This is a genomic window from Paenibacillus auburnensis (assembly GCF_927798115.1).
GTDB classification, from domain to species: domain Bacteria; phylum Bacillota; class Bacilli; order Paenibacillales; family Paenibacillaceae; genus Paenibacillus_AQ; species Paenibacillus_AQ auburnensis.
In genome coordinates, this window is the sequence record NZ_CAKMMG010000001.1 from 587819 (window position 1) to 613588 (window position 25770).

At 49.8% G+C, this 25770-nt stretch carries 29 protein-coding genes; 27 read left to right on the top strand and 2 right to left on the bottom strand.

Annotated features, from left to right (window positions below):
• Positions 1-228: 228 nt before the first annotated feature.
• The 14 genes from L6H70_RS02685 to coaD all read left to right on the top strand — a co-directional run bounded on the left by L6H70_RS02685 (position 229) and on the right by coaD (position 9014).
• Complete coding sequence (locus L6H70_RS02685; RefSeq protein WP_236329517.1) at positions 229-966, top strand: glycoside hydrolase family 73 protein; 738 nt, start codon at positions 229-231, stop codon at positions 964-966.
• Between the two features lies 1 nt (position 967).
• Positions 968-1249, top strand: a complete 282-nt coding sequence (locus tag L6H70_RS02690; RefSeq protein WP_236329519.1) for a holin — start codon at positions 968-970, stop codon at positions 1247-1249.
• Between the two features lie 117 nt (positions 1250-1366).
• Positions 1367-1789, top strand: coding sequence for a hypothetical protein (locus L6H70_RS02695; protein ID WP_236329522.1), 423 nt, complete (start codon positions 1367-1369; stop codon positions 1787-1789).
• 144 nt (positions 1790-1933) lie between these two features.
• Positions 1934-2068: a sporulation protein YjcZ gene (locus L6H70_RS02700; RefSeq protein ID WP_197071804.1), complete on the top strand. Its 135-nt coding sequence runs from the start codon at positions 1934-1936 to the stop codon at positions 2066-2068.
• 118 nt (positions 2069-2186) lie between these two features.
• Positions 2187-2639 (top strand): GNAT family N-acetyltransferase, encoded by a 453-nt coding sequence (locus L6H70_RS02705; protein ID WP_236329524.1) that lies wholly within the window; start codon positions 2187-2189, stop codon positions 2637-2639.
• A gap of 94 nt (positions 2640-2733) precedes the next feature.
• Positions 2734-4446: an alpha/beta fold hydrolase gene (locus L6H70_RS02710; protein WP_236329526.1), complete on the top strand. Its 1713-nt coding sequence runs from the start codon at positions 2734-2736 to the stop codon at positions 4444-4446.
• 328 nt (positions 4447-4774) lie between these two features.
• Positions 4775-5287 (top strand): hypothetical protein, encoded by a 513-nt coding sequence (locus tag L6H70_RS02715; protein ID WP_236329528.1) that lies wholly within the window; start codon positions 4775-4777, stop codon positions 5285-5287.
• Positions 5280-5840: an accessory gene regulator ArgB-like protein gene (locus L6H70_RS02720; RefSeq protein WP_236329530.1), complete on the top strand. Its 561-nt coding sequence runs from the start codon at positions 5280-5282 to the stop codon at positions 5838-5840. Before L6H70_RS02715 ends, L6H70_RS02720 begins: the two co-directional genes overlap by 8 nt.
• A 1-nt stretch (position 5841) precedes the next feature.
• Positions 5842-5943 carry a cyclic lactone autoinducer peptide gene (locus tag L6H70_RS28860; protein WP_423802800.1) on the top strand — a complete coding sequence of 34 codons (102 nt, stop codon included), beginning with the start codon at positions 5842-5844 and terminating at the stop codon, positions 5941-5943.
• A gap of 17 nt (positions 5944-5960) precedes the next feature.
• On the top strand, positions 5961-6356 hold the full coding sequence (locus L6H70_RS02725; RefSeq protein WP_236329532.1) for a LytTR family transcriptional regulator DNA-binding domain-containing protein: 396 nt from the start codon (positions 5961-5963) through the stop codon (positions 6354-6356).
• 103 nt (positions 6357-6459) lie between these two features.
• Positions 6460-7131: a stalk domain-containing protein gene (locus tag L6H70_RS02730; protein ID WP_236329534.1), complete on the top strand. Its 672-nt coding sequence runs from the start codon at positions 6460-6462 to the stop codon at positions 7129-7131.
• A 132-nt stretch (positions 7132-7263) separates the two neighbouring features.
• Positions 7264-7602: an NIPSNAP family protein gene (locus L6H70_RS02735; protein WP_236333081.1), complete on the top strand. Its 339-nt coding sequence runs from the start codon at positions 7264-7266 to the stop codon at positions 7600-7602.
• 247 nt (positions 7603-7849) lie between these two features.
• A complete protein-coding gene (gene rsmD, locus L6H70_RS02740) occupies positions 7850-8512 on the top strand; it encodes a 16S rRNA (guanine(966)-N(2))-methyltransferase RsmD (RefSeq protein ID WP_279306721.1) in 663 nt (220 codons plus the stop codon).
• The gene (gene coaD / locus L6H70_RS02745) at positions 8496-9014 is read left to right on the top strand and encodes a pantetheine-phosphate adenylyltransferase (protein WP_236329538.1); all 519 of its coding nucleotides are present in this window, start codon (positions 8496-8498) and stop codon (positions 9012-9014) included. The genes rsmD and coaD overlap by 17 nt, the downstream gene beginning before the upstream one ends.
• On the opposite strand, the gene L6H70_RS02750 is transcribed toward coaD, so the two are convergent.
• Positions 8986-10206: a nucleoside recognition domain-containing protein gene (locus L6H70_RS02750; RefSeq protein ID WP_236329541.1), complete on the bottom strand. Its 1221-nt coding sequence runs from the start codon at positions 10204-10206 to the stop codon at positions 8986-8988. The genes coaD and L6H70_RS02750 overlap by 29 nt on opposite strands.
• A gap of 153 nt (positions 10207-10359) precedes the next feature.
• Here L6H70_RS02750 and L6H70_RS02755 point away from each other — a divergent pair, with 153 nt between their 5' ends.
• The gene (locus L6H70_RS02755) at positions 10360-11397 is read left to right on the top strand and encodes a SepM family pheromone-processing serine protease (protein ID WP_236329542.1); all 1038 of its coding nucleotides are present in this window, start codon (positions 10360-10362) and stop codon (positions 11395-11397) included.
• On the opposite strand, the gene L6H70_RS02760 is transcribed toward L6H70_RS02755, so the two are convergent.
• On the bottom strand, positions 11387-12625 hold the full coding sequence (locus tag L6H70_RS02760) for a nucleotidyltransferase (RefSeq protein WP_236329545.1): 1239 nt from the start codon (positions 12623-12625) through the stop codon (positions 11387-11389). The two genes, L6H70_RS02755 and L6H70_RS02760, sit on opposite strands and share 11 nt — an antisense overlap.
• A gap of 150 nt (positions 12626-12775) precedes the next feature.
• Between L6H70_RS02760 and L6H70_RS02765 the strand changes: the two genes are divergently transcribed.
• From L6H70_RS02765 to ftsY, 12 genes are all read left to right on the top strand, one after another.
• The gene (locus tag L6H70_RS02765) at positions 12776-13297 is read left to right on the top strand and encodes a YceD family protein (protein ID WP_236329547.1); all 522 of its coding nucleotides are present in this window, start codon (positions 12776-12778) and stop codon (positions 13295-13297) included.
• A gap of 53 nt (positions 13298-13350) precedes the next feature.
• Positions 13351-13524: a 50S ribosomal protein L32 gene (rpmF, locus tag L6H70_RS02770; RefSeq protein ID WP_019911234.1), complete on the top strand. Its 174-nt coding sequence runs from the start codon at positions 13351-13353 to the stop codon at positions 13522-13524.
• 310 nt (positions 13525-13834) lie between these two features.
• Entirely contained in the window at positions 13835-14431 is a 597-nt protein-coding gene (gene fapR / locus L6H70_RS02775) for a transcription factor FapR (protein ID WP_206104656.1), read from the top strand.
• The gene (gene plsX, locus L6H70_RS02780) at positions 14415-15404 is read left to right on the top strand and encodes a phosphate acyltransferase PlsX (RefSeq protein ID WP_236329549.1); all 990 of its coding nucleotides are present in this window, start codon (positions 14415-14417) and stop codon (positions 15402-15404) included. Before fapR ends, plsX begins: the two co-directional genes overlap by 17 nt.
• Positions 15405-15412: 8 nt before the next feature.
• Positions 15413-16402, top strand: coding sequence for a beta-ketoacyl-ACP synthase III (locus L6H70_RS02785; protein ID WP_236329551.1), 990 nt, complete (start codon positions 15413-15415; stop codon positions 16400-16402).
• Between the two features lie 91 nt (positions 16403-16493).
• Positions 16494-17417: an ACP S-malonyltransferase gene (fabD, locus tag L6H70_RS02790; protein WP_236329553.1), complete on the top strand. Its 924-nt coding sequence runs from the start codon at positions 16494-16496 to the stop codon at positions 17415-17417.
• 55 nt (positions 17418-17472) lie between these two features.
• Entirely contained in the window at positions 17473-18222 is a 750-nt protein-coding gene (gene fabG, locus L6H70_RS02795) for a 3-oxoacyl-[acyl-carrier-protein] reductase (protein WP_236329555.1), read from the top strand.
• A gap of 120 nt (positions 18223-18342) precedes the next feature.
• On the top strand, positions 18343-18576 hold the full coding sequence (locus L6H70_RS02800) for an acyl carrier protein (protein WP_019911228.1): 234 nt from the start codon (positions 18343-18345) through the stop codon (positions 18574-18576).
• 218 nt (positions 18577-18794) lie between these two features.
• Positions 18795-20033, top strand: a complete 1239-nt coding sequence (fabF, locus tag L6H70_RS02805) for a beta-ketoacyl-ACP synthase II (RefSeq protein ID WP_236329557.1) — start codon at positions 18795-18797, stop codon at positions 20031-20033.
• Between the two features lie 15 nt (positions 20034-20048).
• Positions 20049-20753 carry a ribonuclease III gene (gene rnc, locus L6H70_RS02810; protein WP_054940417.1) on the top strand — a complete coding sequence of 235 codons (705 nt, stop codon included), beginning with the start codon at positions 20049-20051 and terminating at the stop codon, positions 20751-20753.
• A 212-nt stretch (positions 20754-20965) separates the two neighbouring features.
• Positions 20966-24535: a chromosome segregation protein SMC gene (smc, locus tag L6H70_RS02815; RefSeq protein ID WP_236329559.1), complete on the top strand. Its 3570-nt coding sequence runs from the start codon at positions 20966-20968 to the stop codon at positions 24533-24535.
• A gap of 191 nt (positions 24536-24726) precedes the next feature.
• The gene (gene ftsY, locus L6H70_RS02820; RefSeq protein ID WP_236329561.1) at positions 24727-25725 is read left to right on the top strand and encodes a signal recognition particle-docking protein FtsY; all 999 of its coding nucleotides are present in this window, start codon (positions 24727-24729) and stop codon (positions 25723-25725) included.
• Positions 25726-25770 lie beyond the last annotated feature (45 nt).

Below are 25770 nucleotides of genomic sequence, written 5' to 3' on the forward strand. Positions count from 1 at the left end.
ATCATGGAAGAACTTTATCCCAATCCACTTTAGAGGTGTCCAAACCTCTTTGAAATAATATGAAGGCATAGTCTATTAGACCCTCCCGTATAGTTAATTTATACTATATTTTACGCCAAAATTTACTATTTAACAATACTAGATCCATAAAATTGAAATTTAGTAGTAGGAATCCGCACAAGCCATTCAGCGGAATAAGCATTTAATGTAGAGAAAGGATGTGAAAGAATGACAAATGCCGAATTCATATCCAGAATCGCTCCCTTTGCAGTAACGGAGATGCAGCGCAGTCACATTGCCGCCTCGCTCACGATCGCACAAGCCGCGCTGGAATCCGGATGGGGTAACAGCGGTCTGACGGTAAAAGCCAATAACCTTTTTGGAATGAAAGGAAGCGGTCCGGCAGGAAGCATTGCCATCCGGACAACTGAATATTTAAACGGTAAACCTGTGCTCGTGACTGCAGCATTTCGCGCTTACCATGACTGGGGAGAATCAGTAGCAGACCACTCTGCAGTTCTCATCGGAGGGGTCTCCTGGAACCGCGGCCTCTACACCAGGGTAATCGGCGTTAACGGGCAAACAGCCGCCCGCGAGATTGCTGCAGCCGGTTATGCAACAGATCCGAATTACGCTGCCAAGCTGATCCAAATTATGGATACCTATAATTTATACCAATTTGATGAAGTGAAGGAGGATGAAGAGATGTCGGCTGAAGATAAACAGAAGCTTGCGAATCTGGAGATGGAATTAAAGGAACTGCGGGTTCTTCTTGCCGGTCATACGGACCGCCTTAGCGCAATAGAAGGCCGGACAGTGATGAATGTTCCGGTATGGGCAGGGCCGGCGGTTAATGCGGCTGTAGCTGCCGGACTGCTGGATACACCAGCTGGGGGAAGCTATGATTTTTATCGTTTGCTCACGGTGCTGAACAGAGCAGGCTTGCTGGTGCCAGGGGGGGATTAAGATGAACAATGAGGCGCTGAATAATGTGCTGGCTTTCGCCTCGGTGTTGGCTGTATTTGTTATGGCACTTGTGCAGCTGGTAAAGAACAGTGTGAACATTCCCCGTAATCTTGTTCCGGCCGTAGGTTTGGCAATCGGTTTATTCGTCGGCGCTGTTGCCTACCCCTTTACGGATATGACACTTGTTCTACGCCTGTGGGCAGGCGGACTGGCCGGTCTATCAGCCACCGGACTTTTTGAATTAGCCTTTAACAAAAGAGATGGATCGACCAAAGACAAATAGCCATATAGTGATCGTTCTGCTTAAATTTGAGCTCCTGCCTGCTGGTGATCTGAACAAGCAATTCTCTGTTGCGATCAATACAATAGGATATGCAGTAATGGAAGGAGGTGCTTTTATATGGGAACCTATCTGGATGCCAGAACTTCACAGAATGCCAGCACGGCGAACTCTATTGCCATCCCGATTCTGGCGATCAATGCCCCCCAGTTATTCGGTCAAATTGGCCTGATTACCTCGGGTATTACTACGAATCCGCGGGTGCTATTGAAAGGAACGATTTCATTACAGCTTCCGCTGGCCCTGGTTGGTATTACGATTACCATAGTCCGGGGTACGCTTCCAACAGATCCGGTGGTCTATTCCGCAACCTCTACTTTCAACCTTAGCCTTCTTGCACCACAGGTCATTGCCTTTTCTGCTGCTGATTTTAATCCGCCGGTTTCACCGCAATTGACTTATACGGCATTCGTTTCCTCTAACCTGCTGGGTACAGTCCGTGTCGGTCCGGAGAGCTTTGATGGAATTTTGGTTTCAGACTAATTGCAGCCTTACGTCTTGTCATGCCCTTAGCGGGCATGACAAGATGTTTAAGTGCCCAGTCTAATTTAAGCCGTTTCGCCCAATCTGATTGTAACAATCGTACATATTCTATTTTGTAGTCATTATTTTGAAGGAGGTTATCTCATGGGTGCAGATTGCGGATACGGCGGTAATGTAGGCGGTGCTAATGTAGGTCCGGTTGGTCCTTGGACATCTACTGGTGCGATCCTGGTTCTTTATATCCTGCTTGTTATTATCTTGAGTGCCTGCTTTATCTAAGAGCGTAAGCAAATGGCGCGTTTCCTGAAATTGTCAGGGTCGCGCCTTTTTTTGTGCGTAAAATCAGACATCGGTTAAGTTATACTGGAGGAATATGGATGAGGATTAGGAGGAGTTTATGTATATTAGGAAGCTGGCTGCCGGTGAATTGCCGCCGATGGACCTGCTGCTGTCAGCAGATCCATCACAATTAAAAGTAGAGGCCTATCTGAAAAGAGGTGAATGTTATGCAGCATTTGATGAAGAGGGAGTCGCGGGTGTTTACGTGTTGCTTCCTACACGCCCTGATACTGCCGAATTGGTAAATGTTGCTGTGGCTGAGGTCCATCAGGGAAAAGGGCTCGGGAAAAAACTTGTGTTACATGCGATTCAGTTAGCTGAAATACAAGGGTTTAAAACGGTTGAAGTAGGAACCGGAAATTCGAGCGTGGGTCAACTGGCACTATATCAGAAATGCGGCTTCAGGATTGTAGGTGTGGAGCTGGATTATTTCACGAGGCATTACCCGGAAGTTATTTATGAGAATGGAATGATATGCAGAGATATGCTGCGTCTGACCCGGGATCTTTGAAGTGATAGCTAATCTGCAATTCGCCAAATCCTGTTTTAAATGAAAAATAATTTGTGAATAGTTTGGATTCTATCCGGTGAGGAGTGCTGTCAAAGTGCGAAAAGGGTTAGTCTTGGTAATAATCTGCAGTCTGCTGTTTCTTGGAGGAATGTGGGATTTACCGGTGGTGCATGGTGCTGAAGATAAAGTAGGCGTCACCGTCAACTTCGAACCCCTAAAGGTTCCGGCTGGAATTACCCCTTTTGTAAACAGCTCGGTGGTTATGGTGCCTGTCCGTCCAGTAGGAGAAGCGCTAGGTTACGAGGTCATTTACATAAAAGAACAGAACAGCCTGCAATTGAAGGGGAATGGACGTGAGGGTGTAATTAGGCTGGGAGAAGGTACGCTTGTCCTAGGCGGGAAGGAAAGGCTTGCCATCGACGGCAAGGCTATGATTAAGAACAACCGTATATATGTACCGTTATCTTTCTTTGGAGCGCTGGTATTAATTACCGCATATGACGCTGTTTCGCTCCAAGCAGCCGTAAGCACGCCGCAGAAATACGCAGACAACGTAGTACTGTTGTTGAATTCAGGCCAGTTTGAGGAACTTTGGCAGGATTTGTTCGGTGCAGAGCTTAAAAAACTGGTTCCAGTCTCTGCACTTCAGTCGGGTTGGGCGAGTCTGGAGGGTCCATATGGTACCTTTGTTCAGTTGGACTCGGCTACTGCCACACAAGTTAACGGACAAACCGTTATTCAGGCTAAGGTGGAATTCTCCAAAGGCAATTTAAACATGATTATCACTGTGGACAATAATGCCCGGTTAACCGGCTTAAGGTTTACACCTGCTGCTGAACCCTTTGTGGAGCGGGAGCTTCCGGAAGGCTTAACCGAAGAGACGGTAGTAGTTGGCGAAGGTACTGCACATCCGTTAAAAGGAGTTCTGACACTTCCTGAGCATTCGTCTGGCCGGCTTCCGTCTGTAGTGCTAGTTCATGGATCAGGTTCAACCGATCTTGACGAAACAGCATTCGCTTATAAGCCCTTTCGTGACATCTCCTGGGGATTAGCGCAGCAAGGGATTGCTGTCCTGCGGTATGACAAGCGTTCGTACGTTTATCCAAAAGATTTTATAGGAGATATGGCAGCAAGCTTTACTGTAAAAGAAGAAACGGTAGACGATGCCATACTCGCGGCCAAGCTGCTGAAGTCGGATAAACGGCTGGACCCGGAGCATGTGTATTTGGCCGGACATAGCCTTGGAGGGATGCTGGCTCCGAGAATCGATGCGGACGGCGGTGATTTTGCCGGATTAATACTGCTGGCAGGATCTCCGCGGAAGCTATGGGAAATTGTCTATGATCAGAACATGAATGTTATCCATACGCTAGACGATAGTAATCCGCTCAAAGCTCAAACGGTCTCGGCAATGGACGGTGAACTTATGAAAGCTAAGGCATTGTCCTCATTAACCGCTGAACAGGCCAAGCAGGCACCGGCTGTGTTTGGAATCCCGGCTTATTATCTGCAGGAAATGCAGCAGCATGATACGGCGGAGCTGGCCCGAAAGCTTTCCAAGCCCGTACTCGTCATGCAAGGAGCAGATGATTTTCAAATATTTGCCGGTACAGACTTTCCTTTGTGGAAAGAAGTCCTCAAGAATAATGCTGCGGCAGAGTTTAAGCTGTACCCTGGGTTGAATCACTTTTTTGTCAATTATGACGGGGCCGGAGCCGGAACAACTGAAGAGTATAATGTACCGGGCACATTGGACCCTCAGGTCATTATGGATATGGGAATATGGATCAAAGCACAATACTATTGAGACTTTAAGTTCATATTGAAGTAACGGCCGTCCCTATAGGGACGGTTTTTTTTGTGTTGATTAGAACAAGAAATTGGTGACTCGTAGAGTTGAACTAAAGGATGCAATATGGCACCAGCCGTATGAAAAAACAGATATTTTAGCTATACGGATGTAAGTCAAAAGCTATATAATTAAGCCTGTGAATGAATAAGTAGCCGGGCGGTGTTGTGTGTTGTCGTGGGATATTGCAGGATTTATGTTTTTCTCAACGATTGAAACGGTATCATTATATTATTTGATCATGACACTCTTCCGGTTTAAATGGAGGGCGTACCTCTGGCCTGCTATGTTTATTATTTTGATCAATAATCTGCAAAGCTATCTGCTGAGAAATGAACTCGATCTGGCCAATATTTCACCTCTCATCACAATTATGGTCTTTATATTCTTTTTTGCTGCAGTTGTCAGGATGCCGTTTGTTTTTTCAGTTATTGCAACGATTTCCGGATATGTGATTTTTGCCGTTATCCAGTCAGCACTGGTGTTGCTTATGTTCGGTTCCCTTTCGCAGGTGGAGAATCACACAATCAACGGGTACATCCTGCAGACAGCATCTGCTGCTGTAGTGTTCGCAGTCTTCTGGTTCGCATATCGTAAGGGCAAGGGCTTTACCTTTGATATGGAAAAACTGAGATTTAAGCTGGAAGATATTGTACTGACTGTGTTGATCATTATTTTTCTGATCGGCATATCCGTGCTGCTGGTTTATAAAAACCTTTGGATCGATATTGCATTCTTCATCGTGATGTCCGCATTCCTGTTATATTATTCAACGAAAAAGGAGCGGGAGGATGCTTGAGAACCTGGCAGGATGGATCGCGGCAAGAATCAAAAATGTCGTCCCTGAACATCCGGCATCCTTTGCAGTCCTGAAATTTGCTGTAGCGATTATTCTCAACGTGGTACTTGTAATAGGATGTACGTTATTGATATCAGTGATTATAGGTAAAACGGCAGAAGCCGTATTAATTCTGATCTCCTTCGCGCTGCTTCGGCAAGTCTCGGGCGGGGTGCATCTTCAATCAGGACTTGGCTGCGTACTGTTTACAACGGCTTTGTTTACAGCTTTATCCTATGTGCAGGCGGATATTCTGTATGTTCAGCTAATGAACAGTCTGAGTCTGCTGCTTGTTCTGTTGATTGCACCTATCGGAATGGACATGCAGACGAGAATACCCGCGAAGCACTGGCCAAAGCTGAAATTTATCGCAGCCGCACTTGTAGTTACGAATCTCTTTATTGCATCTCCGGTTATTGCGGCCAGTTTTATGGCCCAGGCTGTGAGTTTAGTAATCGTATGGAAAAAGGGGAGCGGAAGTCATAGGAACATTTCAGCGCAAAGCCGTTTATAAACTGGCGTCGGTTTTAGCCTTCCTGGCTGTTTTAGTAGTAGATGCTGTTCCTAGTGTTCTTTTTGTACATCAGCCGGAGGTTCCGGAGGAATTATTGAAATAGTATTGGAGTTGGTCATCTTGAGTAGCATATCTGTGACCCGTGATGTGAAAGGTAACAGCGGATTGTCCGCACTCGATATTACCGAAATTACATACATGGAATTCGAAAGAAATCTATATAGAATCGTAGTCCACACAAAGGATGAAGTATTTTATACAGTCGGCACGCTGAAATATTGGGTAACGACACTTACAAGTTCAGGCTACAATTTTGTCCTGGCAGACCGCAATACCCTGATTAATGTCTCCAACATCATTCAGCTCGACAAAACCTTCCATGTCGCTTATTTCGGGGAGAATCTGAAGGGAATAGAGCAGAAGTGTTTTCTTTCGGAAAAAGGCTATAAAGAAGTCGTCAAAGACGTTAAAATCTCGCAGCCGCATATCCAATTTATTGAACTGCCTTTGTGGTAGTTCTTTTTTTATGAGCAGGAAAATATTGCATACCCGGGAACGATTCATTATACTCCCAATATAGGAATTTAAAATTTTATATATGCGGAGGGGAATTCACAAAGTGAAAAAGAAAATGATTGCTGCGTTTACTGCTTTTGCTGTGCTCGGGGGAATGGGAGCCGGAGTTGTAGCCGGTGCCAACCTTCAGGAGATCAAAGCGTTCCTGAATCCAAGTATGAAATTTAAACTCAATGGTCAGCCCGTTCAGCTTAAGAACAGCAGCGGTGCAGTGGTAGCCCCGATTACTTATAACAATACCACTTACTTACCAGTCAGAGCTGTATCTGACCTGCTAGGGGTTGCCGTTAAATTCGATCCAGCCGCCAATACTATACTCTTAGGGGAACAACTCGAAGGCGTTTCCATTGCCGCCGGCTTTGATTCTTCTTATCACACTAAAGACCCGGACAAAACGGTTTATCTGGACAAGGATTATAAAGATGTCCATTTCGACAATGGCAGCGGAACACGGGGCAGCTCCTTCATGCTCTACCCTAAAAATAAATACCAGAAGCTGTACATTCAGGTTGCGGCAATCGGCGGCGATATTAAAGACTTCACCATACAGGATAGTGATACGGACACTGTGCTCAAAAAGCAGAACATTACTGCTGAGCAAGGACTTGTAACCATAGAAGCAGATATTGCAGGAGTAGATTCAATTTATGTAACCGGGCAAGTTGAAGACGGCGCGGCCATGTTCATTCCATTGACTACTTCGTATTATAAATAAAGGGCAATAGAAATGTTCATAAAATAACAAGAGTATTTGAGGGCACCTCTTAAAGTCATCATTGGGATAAGCGTGGTTTATCCGGTGGAGATTTTAGGGGGTGTTTTGATTTATAGAAAGGATGTGGAGTTTGTGTTTTACAGGAGAAAGATTTATATCGTTAAAAATGAATTTGTTGATATCTTTAATATGCATTTTAATCAGAATAACCTGCCTAATCAAATGAAACATGGTGCCCGCCTAGTAGGAAGATGGATGGTCCCAACTACAGCTATGACTACCGAAATTTTTGCTGTTTGGGAATACGAGAGTTATGAAAAATATAAAGAAATAGAAGGAAAAGTCCGCGCTGACAGTGATCATGTTACAAGAGTATGTGCTTGGTATGAAAAAAACGGCGGCAGGGATTTCGTGCATAAGGAGTATATATTAGAAGTGAAAAATGAGCAGATCATCTCAACTATAATTTAGCATTAACACACAAAATCGAGGCCCTATTTCTAGGGCCTCTTTCATGGGAGAGGAGAAACCGGACGAAGAGCTTATGGGGAAACGTAAGCCTGCTCCGCGGTTGTCTACGACATTTTGCAATGCCGATAGTTACATGTTGTCCCGGAATGAACGTTCTTATACATCGAAGCTGAAAAATATCTGCACCTCTAAAATGACACATCCAGACAAACTTTTTATTTAACCGGACAATTGTGGTACTATAGGCTTGGACTTATGCCCTAACCGGCGTAATAAACAGAGACATAGAGCAGGTGAATCGGTGAGAGTTGTATCGGGAAGTGCAAAGGGGAGACCCTTGAAGAGTGTTCCGGGCAGCGGAACACGTCCTACGACCGACAAGGTGAAGGAAGCAGTATTCAGCATGATCGGCCCGTATTTCGAGGGGGGAACAGCGCTGGATTTATTTGCCGGCACAGGAGGCCTTGGGATCGAAGCGCTGAGCAGAGGGATGGACCGTGCGGTTTTTGTGGATATGGAGCAGAAGAGCATTGATACGGTGCGTTCCAATTTGAAGGCGGTCAAAATGGAAGACCAAGCGGAAGTGTACCGCAATGATGCCGGTAGAGCGCTTAGCGCGCTTGAAAAGCGGGGGCGTACCTTTGATCTTGTTTTCCTGGACCCGCCCTATCGGCTAAAGCACGGGGATGAACTGATGCTGGCGATGGCCCAGAAAGGTTTACTTAAACCTGATGCAGTGATCGTGCTGGAACATGAATCGGGCTACGTCTATCCTGAGGATATTCCAGGGTTCTATAGAACGCGGCAGGCTGTATACGGAGAGACGACGATCTCCATTTATCAGTATGAAGCTGCTCCGGGGGAAGCTGCCGGAAGTGGTAAGGAGGGTAATGATGAGTCTGCAAATTAGAAAAGAACGTGTCGCCATCTATCCGGGGAGCTTCGATCCGGTAACTATGGGACATATGGATATTATCCGGCGCGCAGCTAAACAGTTTGACAGACTGATTGTTACCGTACTCAATAATTTAAGCAAAAACCCGATGTTCTCGGTGGAGGAGCGCACGGAGCTGCTGCGGCAGGCTACGGCGGATATTCCGAATGTCGAGGTTGACAGCTTCCGTGATCTGCTGGTTAATTATCTCCGCCAGAAGAACGCCCAGGTGATCGTGCGCGGGATTCGAACGGTCACCGATTTTGAGTATGAACTGCAGACCGCTTCAATTAATCATAGTCTTGATCCCGAAGTGGAGACCATATTCATGATGACGAACCCGAAATATTCCTATCTTAGCTCGAGTGTAGTGAAAGAATTGGCTCACTTTGGTGCGAATGTTTCGGACTTTGTTGCGCCTGAGGTCGAACATGCTATGAAGCTCAAATTCAGCCAGCTGGACGCCCGGACGAAGTAATAGCATATACCAGGGCAGACAACAGCAATAATAACAGCAGCAATATGGATTGCAGGCTCAGCAGCTGCGGAATCATGTTCCAGACGGTAAAAGGATTTAAGGTATCCGGAGTTACTGCTGCATCTGTATGGCTGATTACCGGCAGAACAACTGCACGGACGTTAAGCAGCGGCTTCCATAGCAGAAAGGTAAAGGCGAAAGCATACAAGCCATGCAGCAGCCGGACTGCGGCGTAGGGGATAAAGCGGGCCTTGGCTTGTTTAAGTGCTGTCAATGATTGGAGCTGTCCGCAAATTCCGCTCCACCCCAGCGCTGCAGACAGGAGAGCCAGGCTGGTTACACCTGCGGAACTAAAGACAAATGGTGCTGCGGCTTGTGAAGTCAGGGCATTTGCACCCAGATGGATCTCCAGAACACTGGCAGCTAGAGACTGCGGAAGCTGGGGAAATAAGGTAGCTGCTATATTGATGACCACGGAGAACATAATCATATATCCGCCGACGACCATCAGATTCTGGACCGCAGAGGCCACAGCTTCGCCAAGCAGCTTACCGAAGCTGCGTCCATCCCGTTCACGGGCCTCTAAGATGGCCTGCTGAACACGTCTGGGTAGGGGGGGTGTAACGCGTGTGATGTCTTGCGCTACGATGTTCCTTCTACCTGCGAAGAGTGCAGCGGTGAATCCGGCAGCCAGGCCTGACAACCAGTGGATGGCAAGCAGGGTATAACCGGTGGCAGGGCTGTGCAGGAAGGCAACCCCCACTACAATAACCAGAGTTACCGGGCTTGCAAAATGGGCAAGCGCGGCCAGCCGTCCGGCCTCCTTGTCTGATATACTGCCTTGCTTATGCAGCTGCTGCACTCCCCCTGCACCTGCGGGGAATCCTGCAGTCATGCCAAGTGCCAGTGTCCACCCTCCTGCTCCGGGCAGGCGGAACACCTTGGTCATTAACGGCTCCAGCAGGACGCCGAAGCCATGAACAAAGCCTGAAGCGGTCAGCATTTCCGATAAGATCAGGAAAGGCAGCAGTGCCGGGAAGATCAGCGTCCACCATAGCTTGAGGCCCTGAAGGGAAGCTGCGAAGGAGGACTCCGGTGCTGAGACGATGGCAACTGCCAGCAGAATGGCTGCAGCACCGGCCACGAAGGGTGCAGAGGCTGAAGTTAAGCGCCGTATTTTAACATTATTCATTATGAGCATCACCTCTTCATAACTTAGGACATGGGCTGAAGACTGTTATCAATTTATGCAGTGCAGACAACCATCATGCCATAGCCGGAGAAGGTGCAGCTTCTGAAGTTCGTTTGAAGGAAGCATAGAGCCGCGGGAAAGAAGGGAAAAGCATTGAGGCAACAGAAACGCCGGGTAGGATTCCGCGCCATCGCCTACTTGTTTACTTTAGTGGTTATACTCTATGTTACAGTTTTTATGAATACCCCCTACATCGTATATCAGCCCGGCAGTGCCTCTGAGGTTGCGCCGATGATCAAGGTGCAGAATGCGGATAAGGATGAGAAAGGCACCTTTATGATGACAACGGTGTCGGCCAGCTATGCCAATGTGGCTCTGCTAATAGCCTCTTTATTTAACTCCTATTCTGAGGTTGTCCTGAAAGAAACCCGGCTTGGAGATAAATCGGAGCAGGAGTATGCGGCTGAGCAGGTGTACTATATGAACAGTTCGCAATCCTTTGCTGTACAGGCAGCATATCATGCAGCGAATATTCCTTATGAAGATGTAGTGGATTATTTGTATGTATTCTCTGTTCCAGACACGGATAATCAAGGGCAATTTCAGCCCGGCGACAAGATTATCAGTGTAGAAGGCAAGCATATTGCGGATCCGGAGAATTTATCAGCACTCTTATCCACCAGAAAAATTGGCGATCAAGTGTCGGTCGTTCTGCAACGGGACGGCAAGGAAGTCAAAGAACAGGTAACCCTGGTGGAGGTTAAGGATAAAGATACCGCTGCTGTAAAGCCCGGTCTGGGGGTGGTAATCGGGGCAGTGCAGAAAGTTAAGCCTAAGGTTGCAGGCAAAGATGTCAGCTTTGTAGACACCAATGTTGGAGGACCGTCTGCCGGACTTATGTTTACGATGGAAATTTACAACCAGCTTACTCCTGGCGACCTGTCAAAAGGACACCGTATAGCTGGTACCGGCACTATTGATGCGGATGGAAATGTTGGACCGATTGGCGGGGTTAAGCATAAGATTGTAGCTGCAGACCGCGAGAAGGCAGAGGTGTTCTTTGTCCCTGTCAAAAATTATGAAGAAGCAAAAGCTAGAGCCGATAAAATAGGCACCGACATGAAGCTGGTACCTGTGTCGACGCTGGACGACGCGCTGGAATATATGAAGAAGCTGCCGGTTACACCATAACCGGCGGCATGAAGTAATCGCTGTAAAGATCGTTGCGCAGCGGACTGCCGAAAGCTCCGGCGTATGCGGCCGCCGCCTGAATATCACGTTCCAGACCGAGATGAGAAAAGCCTGCCGGTGAGGTGATGACGGGCCACGAGGCGGTTTGTTTCATGCGTTTGAGCAATTTACGCCCGTTCTCCCGGAAACCGAGTATCCGGATATAGCCTGGACCCTGCGCTAAAGTGGAAGGGGTCATTTCTTTTTTGCTGTGATTCAGCAGTGTATGCAGCAGCAGGCGCTGAAGGCGCGTATGCGTGTAGCGCTTGCTTTTTAAGGCTTCCAGAAGCCTGCTGATTGTGAATTGCTCCAGCTGCGGCATTACGCGCTGGAGACGGTTCTCCAGCCCCTCGTTCATATCCTGGAGCAGCTGCAGCTCTGCTGCGGTCCGGGTTACGAGCACATGGCGCAGCTGGTCTCGGAAGTCTTCCAGACTCACCGGACCTCTGCCGGCCGCATGCTCTCTTTCCAGGATGGACATGCTATATTCCGGCATGTATGCAGCGGGTGATCCGCCTTCCAGAAGCAGGCGGCGGATCGCCGTGGCACTGGCAATGGACGACCCGCTCTGCAGCGGGTCGTGAAACCCTGCGCCGGTACGCGGCACGGTCAAGGGCTGCATCGCGCTCCCCAGCCGGCGCAGCGCGATGAGGTAGTGCAGGCCGAGGCTGTTATTCGGCTGCCGCAGCAGCGCCTCGGCATCAAAGGGACTCCCGTGGCCGCCGGGAGTCCCTTCCCAGGCCGCTGCCGCCGCTGCGCTGTAGGCGGCAGGGAAGCTCGCTCCGAGCGCCATGCGGCGGCGGATCTCGGCCTGTAGTTCGCTGCTCTCTTCGGCCAGGAAGGCGGCCAGCGGCAGCAGCTCACCCAAAGCGCCGGCTTCGGAGCCGAAGCACAGGCTTGAAGTGACACCGGTCGCCTCCAGCAGAGAGACGGCTCCGAAGGCGAACCATTCCGCCGGCTGCAGGGCATAGCCAACCGGCAGCTCAATGACGAGGTCGGCGCCCATATGCAGCGCCATTTCTGTGCGGGCCCGCTTGCTAACCACGGCCGGCTCGCCGCGCTGGGTGAACGGGCCGCTCATCACGACAATCGCGCTGTCCGCGCCCGACAATCGTTTGGCCTCGTTAAAATGATGGACATGCCCGTTATGTAAAGGGTTATATTCGGCTATAATACCAACAGTAGTCACGGTCGTGTCACTCCAAATTCCTAATTGATATATTGATTCATTAGTTATATCATAAGTTGTCCAGCTTCCTGAAACAATATAAAGGAAAAATGGTTGACAAAGATCGGTAATTCTAGGTATAATAATTTTTGTTTGTTTGGAGTGATGATTATGAAGATTCACTTTCGCAAAATGGCAAATGCCGACGAGTCTCTGCAATTCCAGGAAACCCTGGATGTCAGTGAACTTGTCAGAGGGCGGAAGGATATAATTGCTGTTGCACCACTCTCAGTGAACCTTAAAGCGCTGCCCGCGGAAACCGATAGTGTGAACGTGGTGGGAACATTGGAAGGAAATGTGGACATGTTATGTGCACGTTGCCTCTGTGAGGTGAACAGCAAATTGAACATTCCTTTTGCTGAGACTTTCAAATGGCTTAAGCAGCCGATTCTTCCCGAAGATGAAGATGAAGAACTCATCTACATCACGGATGAGACTGTGGATCTTGTTCCGTATGTGGAAGAAAACTTCGTACTGCACTTGCCGGATTCGGTATTGTGCAAGGCAGACTGTCTTGGTCTTTGTCAGAAATGCGGACAAAATTTGAACGAAGGCACCTGCAGTTGCGACAACACAGTGATCGATCCTCGACTCGCTGCGTTGAAAGGATTCTTTACCAAGCAAGATGACTAAGAACAAATCCCGGGTTATAACGGGTCAACAACACATTCAGGAGGTCGAAAACAATGGCAGTACCACAACGTAGAACGTCCAAGACACGCCGTGACAAGCGTCGTACACACTTTAAACTGGTAGTACCAGGTATGGTGAAATGTGAACAATGCGGAGAGCTTAAACTGGCTCACCACGTATGCAAAGTTTGCGGAACTTACAAAGCTAGAGAGATCATCAAACAATAGTTTTTAATAAAAGGTAGCACTTCATCATCTGGTGGGGTGCTATTTTTTATGAGAATAATAGAAAATACATTAGCAATACTGAAAATTATCAGGCAGGGCGTTCATTTGCAAGTTACGCAGGATGTCACTTTTAAGTCAATGCTTTATTTTTACCGTTCCATGCTTTATACTACATATTAGTACCTGGTTCTAAAATGATTTTATACCTTAATAGCTATGATAATAGCGGCCTTTTCTTTGGCCCGATGCTTTGATCTAATATAACGTTTCCGCTTGAGCATGTGCCAGGAGGTGAGCCGCCATAGAGCGGATGTCCAAGAAAGAGCGCCAGCAGCAGCTGCTGCACATTATAGATGGCAATCCATTTGTGACTGACCGTGAATTGACTCGTCAGCTCAAGGTCAGTATCCAGACCATACGGCTGGACCGGCTGGAGCTCGGTATTCCGGAACTGCGCGAACGGATGAAGCAAATGGCAGAACACTCCTACGATCAGGTGCGTTCCCTGCCTCCTGACGAAGTGGTTGGTGATATTGTTGATTTGCAGCTGGACCGCAGCGGCATTTCCATATTCGAAATCCGTGAGGAGCATGTTTTCTCCAGAAACGGGATAGCCCGCGGACACTATGTGTTTGCCCAGGCCAATTCGCTGGCAGTTGCCGTGATCAATGATGAGATTGCCCTGACGGCTTCCGCCGATATCCGTTTTGTACGTATGGTGCGGTTAGGCGAGAAATGTATTGCCAAAGCGCAGGTGCGTTCGCTTGCAGGACGGAACGGCAAGGCTGAAGTGGACGTGTTTACATATGTCGGGGAAGAACTGGTGTTTCAGGGCCATTTTGTAGTCTACCGGTCTGCAATTGAAGAATACAGCGAAGGGGGAAACCGCAGTGCTGATCGCCATTGATGCCATGGGCGGAGATAATGCACCTGAATGCAACGTTGAAGGTGCGCTGTCCGCGGCCGCGGAATGGAGCGATACACAGCTGGTGCTTGTCGGCGATGAGGCCCGGCTTGAACCGCTGCTTAAGAACAAGCCGTCCAATGTGACGGTGAGACATGCGGGGGAAGTGATCGGCTCCGACGAAGAGCCGGTGAAGGCGGTCCGCCGCAAGAAGGATTCATCGATGGTCGTAGCCGGCCGGATGGTGCGGGAAGGCGAAGCCGATGCGATGATTTCTTCCGGAAATACAGGTGCGCTCATGACTACCGGTCTGCTCGTAGTGGGAAGAATGGCTGGTATCGAACGCCCGGCGCTTGCCCCGATGATACCAACACTTGATGATGTAGGTGTACTTGCTCTCGATTTAGGAGCGAATATGGATGCGACACCTCAGCATCTGGTACAGTATGCCCTGATGGGCAGCATTTACCGTAACAAGGTGCATGGAATCGCCAAACCGCGGGTCGGACTGCTGAATGTCGGTACAGAGCCGGGTAAGGGCAATGAACTGACGAAAGAAGCGTATCCGCTGCTGGAAGCTCTTGAGGGCATTAACTTTGTCGGGAATGTGGAAGCGCGTGATGTGCTTACAGGCAATTGTGACGTGCTCGTCTGCGACGGCTTCGCCGGCAACATTCTGCTCAAAACACTGGAAGGCACGGCAGGAGCTATGTTCTCTCTGTTAAAGGAGCAGTTCAGCAAGTCCCTCAAAACTAAGCTGGGCGCAGCGATTCTGATGCCTGAGCTTAGAAGTCTCAAAGGCAAGATGGATTATAAAGAGCATGGAGGAGCGCCTCTGCTTGGCCTTAGCGGGCTGGTGGTGAAGGGGCACGGCTCTTCAGATGGCAATGCGGTGAAGAATGCGGTAAGACAGGCGCGGATCGCGCTGCAGGCTGGCTTAGTGACCAGTATATCTAAGGAAATTAGCGGGAAGTGAGTGACGATATGAATCAATTACGTTCGGTAGGTATCATCGGTACAGGAAAATACGTGCCTGAGAAAATATTAACCAACAGCGATTTGGAAAAAATAGTTGAAACAAATGATGAGTGGATCGTCAGCCGCACCGGGATTCGTGAACGGCATATTGCCGCTCCGCATGAAGCGACCTCTGATCTTGCTTATGAAGCTGCACTGAAAGCACTGGAGTCAGCAGGAATGAAGGCGGAGGAGCTGGAGCTTATTATTGTAGCTACGGTTACACCGGACAGTTCATTCCCGTCTACAGCTTGTATCCTTCAGGACAAACTGGGAGCTAAGGGCGCTGCTGCATTTGATTTATCGGCTGCCTGCTCAGGCTTCGTATACAGTCTGGCAACAGCAACGGGATTTATTAAGACCGGTATGTACAACAATGCACTGATTATCGGTGCAGATACACTGTCACGCATTACGGATTATACCGACCGCAATACCTGTGTACTGTTCGGTGACGGCGCCGGTGCGGTCATCATCGGCGAGGTTCCGGAAGGCCGCGGCTTCCAGTCCTTTGATCTGGGTGCCGAAGGCTCCGGCGGCAGCCTGCTGAAGATGGAAGCGGGCGGATCGCGTCTGCCGGCTTCCCAGCAGACCATTGACGACAAGAAGCACTTCATATACATGAACGGACGTGAAGTATTCAAGTTCGCCGTACGGGTCATGGGTACAGCTACAGAGCGGGTGCTGACCAAAGCGGGTCTCAGCAAAGAAGATATCGATCTGTTTGTACCGCATCAAGCGAACATCCGGATTATCCAATCGGCTATGCAGCGTTTAGATCTGCCGGAAGAGAAGTGCGTAATTAACGTAGACAGATACGCGAATACTTCCGCAGCTTCGATTCCGCTTGCTCTTGTGGAAGCTGCAGAAGCAGGCCGGATGAAGGAAGGCGACACTGTGCTGATGGTTGGCTTCGGCGGCGGTCTTACATGGGGCGCATCTGTCTTAATCTGGTAATCTAAAGCATGTAATAATTGAACGGAACGGTGCATCTGCCGCTTATTCCTAAGCGGTCAGGCGCTCCGGTTACGGGAAGGAGTTCATACTCATGGGTAAAATCGCATTTGTCTTTCCCGGTCAGGGTGCGCAGGCAGTCGGGATGGGTAAGGATGTATATGAAGCACTGCCGCAAAGCCGTGCTGTATTTGAGAAAGGCGACGAGGTACTCGGATTTCCGCTGAGCCAGCTTGTATTTGAAGGACCGGACAGCGAGCTTAAGCAGACAGTCAATACACAACCTGCACTGGTTACCACCAGTGTTGCCTACCTTGAAGCACTAAGCGGAAAAGGTCTCAGTCCTGATTATGTTGCAGGTCACAGTCTTGGGGAATACAGCGCTCTTGTGGCAGCGAACGTGCTGTCATATGAAGATGCTGTGAAGCTGGTACGTTTGCGCGGACGTTTCATGGAAGAAGCGGTTCCCGGCGGACAGGGGGCTATGGCTGCTGTGCTTGGTGCAGAACGTGAGGCACTGGCTGAACTATGCCGCAGCATTTCCGCAGAAGGCAGCACGGTGGAGCTGGCTAATGTCAACTGCCCTGGGCAGATTGTTGTTTCCGGCTCACAGGCTGGCGTAGACGCTGTTGTCCAGCGTGTTAAGGAAGCCGGCGGCAAGCGGGCCATTCGGCTCGAAGTAAGCGGTCCGTTCCATTCCTCGATGATGAAGGAAGCTGCTGAACGCCTGGCTGCTGAACTGAAAAGTATAACCTTTAATGCTCCTTCTGTGCCTGTGATTGTCAATGTCACCGCTTCACCGGTCACTGATCCTGAAGAGATTCGTGAACTATTGGTACGCCAGGTGTTTTCACCGGTACTTTGGCAGGATAGTGTAGAGTGGCTGATCGCGGCTGGTGTAGATACTTTTGTAGAGATTGGTTCCGGAAGTGTGCTTGCAGGACTGATCCGCAAAATCGACAAGAACGTTAAGGTAATTAACATCAATAGTCTGGAAAGTCTTGAGACTGCACTGTAATTACCTGTTCCATGACCTAATCACAGAGCATGATGAATGAAAGGGGAATAAAAGAATGTTCTCAGCACTAAGAGGCCAGACGGCCCTTGTTACCGGCGGCTCACGCGGCATTGGACGCAGTATCGCGCTGGCACTCGCAGAGCACGGTGTGAAAGTTGCCGTGAACTATTCCGGAAGCGAAGCTGCGGCTCAGGAGACGGTATCCAGAATCGCCGAGCTGGGCTCTGAAGGGATTGCCCTGCAGGGTAATGTCGGTAACAGTGAGCAGGCGGAAAACCTGGTAAAAGAGGTTATTAACACATGGGGCAAGATTGATATTCTTGTTAATAATGCCGGCATTACCCGGGATAATCTGATTATGCGCATGAAGGAAGAAGAATTTGATCAAGTCATCGAAACGAATCTCAAAGGCGTATTTAACTGCCTGAAGGCAGCTACACGGCCGATGATGAAGCAGCGTTACGGGCGGATTATTAACATTTCTTCCGTTGTGGGTGTGACTGGGAATCCGGGTCAGGTAAACTATACCGCCGCCAAAGCGGGTGTTATCGGTATGACGAAGTCTGCGGCACGCGAGCTGTCTTCACGGGGAATTACTGTGAACTGCATCGCACCGGGGTTCATTGATACAGATATGACCCGGGAGCTGTCCGATGAAGTTCGCAGCGAGCTGATCAAAGGGATTCCCCTTGCTAAGCTCGGGCGGGCGGAGGACATTGCTAATGCGGCTGTATTTCTTGCTTCGGAAGGGGCAGCCTACATGACAGGCCAGACACTTCATGTGGATGGCGGAATGTACATGTAAGGTCAAATAAGCTTATAGCATTATATGGGAAGCGGGAAGAGGCGGCCGGAAAGCGTTTTTTGAGCTCTATGGTATTTTGACTTCATATCTCGTATAATACCAAAAGAGGAGGTGAACCGGATGTCCGATGTATTGGAGCGTGTAAAACGCATTGTCATCGACCGCTTAGGTGCCGATGAAGCTGAGGTAACATTAGAAGCGTCTTTCAAAGATGATTTAGGTGCTGATTCTCTTGATGTAGTAGAATTGGTTATGGAATTGGAAGATGAATTCGATATGGAAATCTCTGATGAAGATGCAGAGAAGATTACGACCGTGGGTGAAGTTGTGAAGTACATACAATCTCATACCTAGAGTCATATGATTGAGGGTCCCGTTCCTGTAAGGGCGGGACTTCTCCTCATTTTACACGTCAAACGGCAAGACAAAAGGCTGCTATATGCACCTTTAAACGGAAAATAACAGAACCGCAGATTGTTAATCTTGCGGCGACTGCAGTTTATATAGAGTTTTCAGAGAGCAAACAGCTTCGGAATAATGAAGCATACAGCCTACAGATGGGGTGATTGCGTTTGAGTCATAGAGTGGTTGTTACCGGTATGGGCGTAATAACGTCGCTGGGCAAGGATTTGGATACGTTTTGGGATAATCTGATGCACGGTAAATCCGGTGTTTCATTGGTTGAAGCCTTTGATGTCAGTGAGTACACCACACGAATTGCAGCGTCAGTAACAGATTTTGACCCGGAGGAGCGTTTTGGCCGTAAGGAAGCCCGCAAGATGGACCGTTTTGTACAGTTTGCGGTAGCTGCCGGTGAAGACGCACTGAAGGACAGCGGACTTAAGATCGGTGAAGATATTGACCCGGAGCGAATCGGCGTATCGGTCGGTTCCGGTATCGGTGGACTAGGTACTTGGGAAGATAATCATAATCTTCTGCTGGAGAAGGGACCTAAGCGGGTGAGCCCGTTCTTTATCCCGATGATGATTGCAAATATGGGTTCCGGACAGCTGTCGATTAATCTCGGCGCTAAAGGCCCGAACACAACGACAGTAACGGCCTGTGCAACAGGAAGCCATTCCATTGGGGAATCCTTCCGGCTGATCCAGCGCGGAGATGCGGATGCAATGATCTGCGGAGGTTCGGAAGCTACGATCCGTCCGACGGGTATGGCTGGTTTCTGTGCGATGAGAGCCATGTCGACCCGCAATGATGAACCGCAGAAGGCAAGCCGTCCGTTTGATGTTGACCGCGATGGTTTTGTTATGGGAGAAGGCGCCGGCATTCTGATTCTGGAATCGCTTGAGCATGCTGAGAAACGCGGTGCGAAGATCTATGCCGAAGTTATCGGCTACGGTCTGAGTGCGGATGCTCATCACATGACTGAGCCTGATCCTGATGGTGCTGCGCGCTGCATGAAGATGGCGATTCGTGATGCCGGCATTGCGCCGGAAGATATTGATTACATCAATGCGCACGGTACCTCTACGCCGGTAGGTGACAAGTCGGAAACGGCTGCCGTCAAAAAGGCGCTGGGAGATCATGCTTATAAAGTTGCAATCAGCTCCACGAAATCGATGACCGGGCATTTGCTGGGTGCAGCCGGTGGTGTGGAAGCAATTATTTGCGGACTTTCCCTGCAAAAGAACATGATTGCGCCTACGATCAATTTGGACAATCAAGATCCGGAATGCGATCTGGACTATGTTCCGAATGTGCCGCGTGAGGCCGAGCTTAACATTGTCATGTCCAACTCCTTCGGATTCGGGGGACATAACGCAACCGTTATTCTCAAAAAATATAAACAGTAAGGGGAGAACAGTGCAGTGAAAGGAGACCTGAAGCAGTTACAAAATCAACTTCAAATCCAATTTCACGATCCTGTACTCCTGAAGCAGGCCTTTACCCATGCATCTTATGTGAATGAACACCGTTTCAACCAGCATCAGGACAATGAACGCCTTGAGTTTCTGGGCGATGCCGTGCTCGAACTTACGGTTTCTGAATATTTGTACAACCTTCTGCCAGACCGGCCTGAAGGTGAACTGACCAAGCTGCGGGCAGCCATTGTGTGTGAGCCCTCACTGGTCAAGTTCGCCGAAAGTCTGGGCTTCGGACGGTTTGTATTGCTGGGTAAAGGGGAAGAACTTACGGGCGGACGAACCCGCCCGGCCTTGCTGGCCGATGTGTTTGAATCCTTCGTGGGAGCGCTTTATCTTGACCAGGGTCTGGAAACGGCCCGCAGGTTCCTTGATAATCACGTATTCCCGCTGGTGGAGACGGACGGCAAGCTGCAAATGCAGATGAGCGATTTCAAGACGGAGCTTCAGGAGCTGATACAGCATCACGGTTTGGGTACGCTGGAATATCGGATTATTGAAGAACGGGGACCCGCGCATGAGCGTGAATTCGTTTCTGAAGTGTATATGGCTAATCAGTCTCTCGGCAGAGGCAACGGCCGTTCCAAGAAAGAAGCCGAACAGCAGGCTGCCGCAGCGGCGCTATTGCGTTTGAAGGAAGACGGCGCTTGAATCTTGTAGTTGCATTTGAACAAAGATTGGCTTACCCGAGGCAAGTAAGTTAGCGGAGGAGAGCAGCAATGGTCTGAATGCCGGCGTTTAGGCGGAGGTCAGACTTTTGCTGCTCTTTTTCGGATGAATAACCGCGCTATTCTTTCAGATAGGGCGGGCTATTTTAGGCTATAAACGCTATGTTATAATAGGTCAGAGGTGATAGGCGAGTCATGTTTTTGAAACGGATTGAATTAGCTGGCTTTAAATCTTTTGCTGACAAAACTGAAATGGAATTTGTGCGCGGCATTACGGCAGTAGTCGGGCCAAACGGCAGCGGCAAAAGTAATATTTCCGACGGTATCCGCTGGGTACTGGGCGAACAGAGCGCCAAGTCGCTGCGCGGCGGCAAGATGGAGGATATCATCTTTGCAGGAAGTGATGCGCGTAAAGCGGTGAACTATGGTGAGGTTTCGCTGACGCTGGATAACGAGGATCATGTGCTGCCGCTGGATTTCAGCGAAGTGACTGTGACCCGCCGGGTACACCGCAGCGGTGAAAGTGAATACTTAATTAACAAACAGGCCTGCCGGTTAAAGGATATCACGGAGCTGTTTATGGATACAGGGATCGGCCGTGAGGCGTATTCGATCATCGGCCAAGGCCGGATTGAAGAGATTCTCAGTACTCGGTCGGAGGACCGTCGCGGGATTTTTGAAGAAGCATCAGGTATTGTTAAGTATAAATCGCGTAAAAAGGATGCTGGACGCAAGCTGGATGAAACGGAGCAGAATCTGCTGCGGATTCACGATTTGATTAGTGAGCTGGAGGATCAGATTGGTCCGCTTAAGGATCAGTCCGAGAAGGCGATTCGATATAAGGAACTGCGTGAACAGCTGAAACAGCTGGAGATTTCCGTATATGTACACCAGATCGAAGGGATTCATACTGCCTGGAAGGAAGGTAATGACCGTCTCGAGGTGCTTAAGCATGAACAATTGGCACTGTCGACGGTGGTGTCCGCCCACGATGCCAAGCTGGAAAGCGGACGCGCTGAGCTTCGGGCATTGGAGGAGCAGGTCGAGAAGCTGCAGGAGCAGCTGCTGCGTTACAGTGAAGCCTATGAGAAGAGTGAAGGCTATGGAGAAGTGCTCAAGGAACGCAAACGCAATCTGGAGAGCAACCGTGAACAGCTGATGCTTACGTTAGGTTCTGTAGGCGAACGCTCAGAAGGCCGCCAGCGTGAGCTTGCAGAGCTGGAGCTGAAGCTTGCGCAATCGCGGCAGGCGCTCGAGGATTTACGCAGCCAGCTAGCGGATGAAGAGACCCGGCTGGAAGGCGTCACCGGGGGCATCAGCCAGAGTAAAGAAGAGAAGCTGAAGAGCGCCTTGCTCGAGCTGATGAATCTGATGGCCCAGGCCCGCAATGAAATCCGCTATGCGGATCAGCAGAAGGAAAGCCTTGAGCGGCGCATGAGCCGAAGTAGCGAAGAAAGCGGCAAATGGGTTGCAAGACTGCAGGAGTTGTCTGCCTCCCAGAAGACGCTGAAGGATAGAATTACCGCACTCGGCAAAGAGATCGGTGCTCTGCGCAATGCTTATATCACGGAAAGTGAGCAGTCAAGCAAACGTCAGAAGCTGCTGGAAGAAACGCAGTCTGGTCTCCGCAAATGGGAGCAGAAGCGTGAAGCGCAGGTATCCAGGCACGAGACGATGAAGGAAATGCAGGATGATTTTGACGGCTTCATGCTTGGTGTCAAGGAAGTGCTCAAAGGTGCGCGTAAGGGTCAGCTAAACGGCGTCCATGGCGCTGTGGCTGAGCTGATCTCTGTACCTGAGAAGCTGGAAATGGCCGTTGAAACGGCATTGGGTGCTTCACTGCAGCATGTCGTTATGGACAATGAAGCGGTATCCCGGCAGGCGATTGCTTTTCTAAAACAACGCCAGCTGGGCAGAGCGACGTTTCTGCCGCTGGATGTTATCCGGCCCCGTCAGATTACAGGCAGCGACCGGGGGATGGTTGAAGGAGCCGAAGGTTTTGTCGGCATTGGATCTGAACTGGTAGGTTATGAAGACAAATATGCAAGTATTATCGGAAGCTTGCTCGGCAACGTGGTTATTGCTGAAAGTCTGGAGCAGGCTAACCGGATTGCCGCCAAATGCCAATACCGCTACCGTGTTGTAACCCTTGAAGGGGATGTCGTGAATGCAGGCGGTTCCATGACCGGGGGCAGCCAGCATAAAAAAAATAACAGCCTGCTTAGCCGCAAACGCCAGCTGGATCAATTGCTCAGCGAGATTGAAGAAAGCGAGCTGCAGATCAGCAAGCTGAAGCAAGGCATTACCCGCTTGAAGGACGAGCAGGAGAATGCGTCGCAGAAGCTGGAAGAGCTGCGTCATGACGGTGACGAAAAACGTCTGGAGGAGCAGCGGGTTGCCGGTGATCTGAAGCAGCTGGAGCAGGAATTGCGCCATGTCCAGGAACAGGTGGATGGGGCAGGGGCGGAGCGCAGCGGGTTTGAAAGTGAAGTCAAAGCACTGGAAGAAAGCCGGGTCCAGGCAGTCAAGGAGCTAGCGCGTCTGGAGCAGGAAGAGAAGGATGCCCATGAGGCGATCCGCAATGCTGAATCAGAGCGTAAAGCGAGCGAATCTGCCAAGGAAGAGCTTCAGGGTAAGCTGACCGGGATGAAGGTAACGGAGGGCAAGCTGGATCAGGAGATTTTCTCACTGGAAGAACAGCTGCGCCGGATGAGACAGGATGCCGGATCGCAGGAGAAAGAGCTGCGCCAGAGCCGCAGCCTGCTCATGACGATTGAACAGGATCTGGAGGAGAATGCCCGGGAAGCTGTGAAGCAGAAAGAGAACCTCAACACTTACCGGCTGAAAAAAGATGAAACAGCGGCAGCGCTGGATTTGGCGCGGGCTGACCGCACGGCTCTGACACGCAAGCTTGAGCTGGCCGAAGGGGAAACCAAAGACCAGCGCCAGGCCCTTAAGTCTGTAGAGGACAAGCTCCGTACAACTGAAGTGTCTGTCGGACGGTTGGATGTCGAACTGGACAATATCCTGCGCAAGCTAAGTGATGACTATGAGCTGAGCTATGAGCTGGCGAAGCAGCGTTATCCTGTTCCCGAAGATGTGCCGGCAGCCCAGACTGAGGTCCAGCGGCTCAAACGCAGCATCTCTGCCCTGGGTGAAGTCAGCTTGGGGGCAATAGAGGAATATCAGCGTGTTCATGAGCGTTACACCTTCCTCAGCGGACAGAAGGATGATCTGGTAGAAGCTAAGACAACTCTATACCATGTAATTCATGAGATGGAAGAAGAAATGTCCAAACGCTTCAAACAGACCTTCGATGCGATCCGCCGGGAATTCGGGACGGTATTCTCGAAGCTGTTCGGCGGCGGCCGCGCGGATTTGCAGCTTTTGGATCCGGAGCATATGCTTGAGACGGGCATTGATATCGTGGCCCAGCCTCCCGGCAAAAAACTGCAAAATCTGCAGCTGCTGTCCGGCGGCGAGCGCGCTTTGACTGCGATGGCTCTGCTGTTTGCTATTTTACAGGTGAAGCCGGTTCCGTTCTGCGTGCTGGATGAGGTTGAGGCTGCGCTTGATGAAGCAAACGTAGTCCGATTCGCACAGTATTTACGGGAGTTCTCTGAGCAGACGCAATTCATCGTGGTTACCCACCGCAAAGGTACGATGGAGGAAGCGGATGTGCTTTATGGGGTGACGATGGAGGAAGGCGGCGTATCCAAGCTAGTCTCCGTGAAGCTGGAGGATGAAGAGGCCGAAATTGCATAGGTTTATTAGAAACAATAAAGGGAAAAGTGGCGGAAGGGAATTTTGGAACTGTAGGAGCGGTAGTGTCCGCCTTTGTCTGCGGATTTCAAGCGCGAACAGCGGGTATAAACAAGAAATCTGCAGACAACAGCGGCCGAAAGTCCAAATATTCTCTGGAGTCACGACTAATCCCATAATTGAGGAGGAACCATATGAGCTTTTTTAAAAAATTGAAAGAAAGCATTTCCGGTAAAACGGAAAGTGTGACCAAAAGCTTCCGCGACGGGCTGGAGAAGACCCGCAAGGGCTTCGTCGAGAAGGTCTCAGATCTGATCATCCGCCGCAAAAAGATAGATGAAGAATTCTATGAGGAACTGGAAGAAATTCTTATCGGTGCAGACGTAGGCGTAAACACGGTAATGACGCTCGTTGAAGAGCTGCGTGCCGAAGTGAAGCAGAAGCGAATCGAGGATGCAGCGGAGCTGCAGCCGATTCTCTCCCGCAAGCTGATGGAGCTGCTGCGCGGTGATGACGACAATAGCCTGAAGGAGAATCCTGACGGCATCACCGTTATTTTGTTTGTTGGAGTCAACGGTGTCGGCAAGACGACAACAATCGGTAAGCTGGCGCACCGCTACAAACAAGAAGGTAAAAAGGTTCTCCTGGCTGCAGGCGATACATTCCGTGCCGGAGCGATTGAGCAGCTGGAAGTCTGGGGCCAGCGGGCCGGTGTAGACGTTATTAAACAGCAGGCGGGGTCCGACCCGGCAGCGGTGATGTTCGATGCGGTACAGGCTGCGAAGCAGCGGAACGTGGATGTGCTGATCTGCGATACAGCAGGCAGACTGCAGAATAAGAGCAATCTGATGGAAGAGCTGAACAAGATTTTCCGGGTCATTCAGCGTGAAATTCCGAGTGCGCCACATGAGGTGCTGATGGTGCTGGATGCGACTACCGGGCAGAATGCGTTAAGCCAGGCCAAGCTGTTTGGCGAAAAAAGCGGTGTAACCGGACTCGTGCTTACAAAACTGGACGGCACCGCCAAAGGCGGTATTGTCGTAGCCATCCGCCAGGAAATGAATTTGCCGGTGAAGCTTGTCGGGCTCGGTGAAAAGATGGAGGATCTGCAGACCTTTGATTCTAGCCAATTCGTGCATGCCCTATTCGCAGGGATGATCAGCGAGGAAGAGCAGGCTGAAGAGCAGGAGTAAACAGTTTCTCCTCATAAATTAGTATCTATAAGACATCAGGATTCA

Excerpts from the sequence above, each read along its gene's own strand:
- L6H70_RS02685 (WP_236329517.1), top strand. The coding sequence starts at position 229 with ATGACAAATGCCGAATTCATATCCAGAATCGCTCCCTTTGCAGTAACG.
- L6H70_RS02690 (WP_236329519.1), top strand. The coding sequence starts at position 968 with ATGAACAATGAGGCGCTGAATAATGTGCTGGCTTTCGCCTCGGTGTTG.
- L6H70_RS02695 (WP_236329522.1), top strand. The coding sequence starts at position 1,367 with ATGGGAACCTATCTGGATGCCAGAACTTCACAGAATGCCAGCACGGCG.
- L6H70_RS02700 (WP_197071804.1), top strand. The coding sequence starts at position 1,934 with ATGGGTGCAGATTGCGGATACGGCGGTAATGTAGGCGGTGCTAATGTA.
- L6H70_RS02705 (WP_236329524.1), top strand. The coding sequence starts at position 2,187 with ATGTATATTAGGAAGCTGGCTGCCGGTGAATTGCCGCCGATGGACCTG.
- L6H70_RS02715 (WP_236329528.1), top strand. The coding sequence starts at position 4,775 with ATGTTTATTATTTTGATCAATAATCTGCAAAGCTATCTGCTGAGAAAT.
- L6H70_RS02720 (WP_236329530.1), top strand. The coding sequence starts at position 5,280 with ATGCTTGAGAACCTGGCAGGATGGATCGCGGCAAGAATCAAAAATGTC.
- coaD (WP_236329538.1), top strand. The coding sequence starts at position 8,496 with ATGAGTCTGCAAATTAGAAAAGAACGTGTCGCCATCTATCCGGGGAGC.
- L6H70_RS02750 (WP_236329541.1), bottom strand. The coding sequence starts at position 10,206 with ATGAATAATGTTAAAATACGGCGCTTAACTTCAGCCTCTGCACCCTTC.
- L6H70_RS02765 (WP_236329547.1), top strand. The coding sequence starts at position 12,776 with ATGAAGATTCACTTTCGCAAAATGGCAAATGCCGACGAGTCTCTGCAA.
- rpmF (WP_019911234.1), top strand. The coding sequence starts at position 13,351 with ATGGCAGTACCACAACGTAGAACGTCCAAGACACGCCGTGACAAGCGT.
- fapR (WP_206104656.1), top strand. The coding sequence starts at position 13,835 with ATGTCCAAGAAAGAGCGCCAGCAGCAGCTGCTGCACATTATAGATGGC.
- L6H70_RS02785 (WP_236329551.1), top strand. The coding sequence starts at position 15,413 with ATGAATCAATTACGTTCGGTAGGTATCATCGGTACAGGAAAATACGTG.
- fabD (WP_236329553.1), top strand. The coding sequence starts at position 16,494 with ATGGGTAAAATCGCATTTGTCTTTCCCGGTCAGGGTGCGCAGGCAGTC.
- fabG (WP_236329555.1), top strand. The coding sequence starts at position 17,473 with ATGTTCTCAGCACTAAGAGGCCAGACGGCCCTTGTTACCGGCGGCTCA.
- L6H70_RS02800 (WP_019911228.1), top strand. The coding sequence starts at position 18,343 with ATGTCCGATGTATTGGAGCGTGTAAAACGCATTGTCATCGACCGCTTA.
- smc (WP_236329559.1), top strand. The coding sequence starts at position 20,966 with ATGTTTTTGAAACGGATTGAATTAGCTGGCTTTAAATCTTTTGCTGAC.
- ftsY (WP_236329561.1), top strand. The coding sequence starts at position 24,727 with ATGAGCTTTTTTAAAAAATTGAAAGAAAGCATTTCCGGTAAAACGGAA.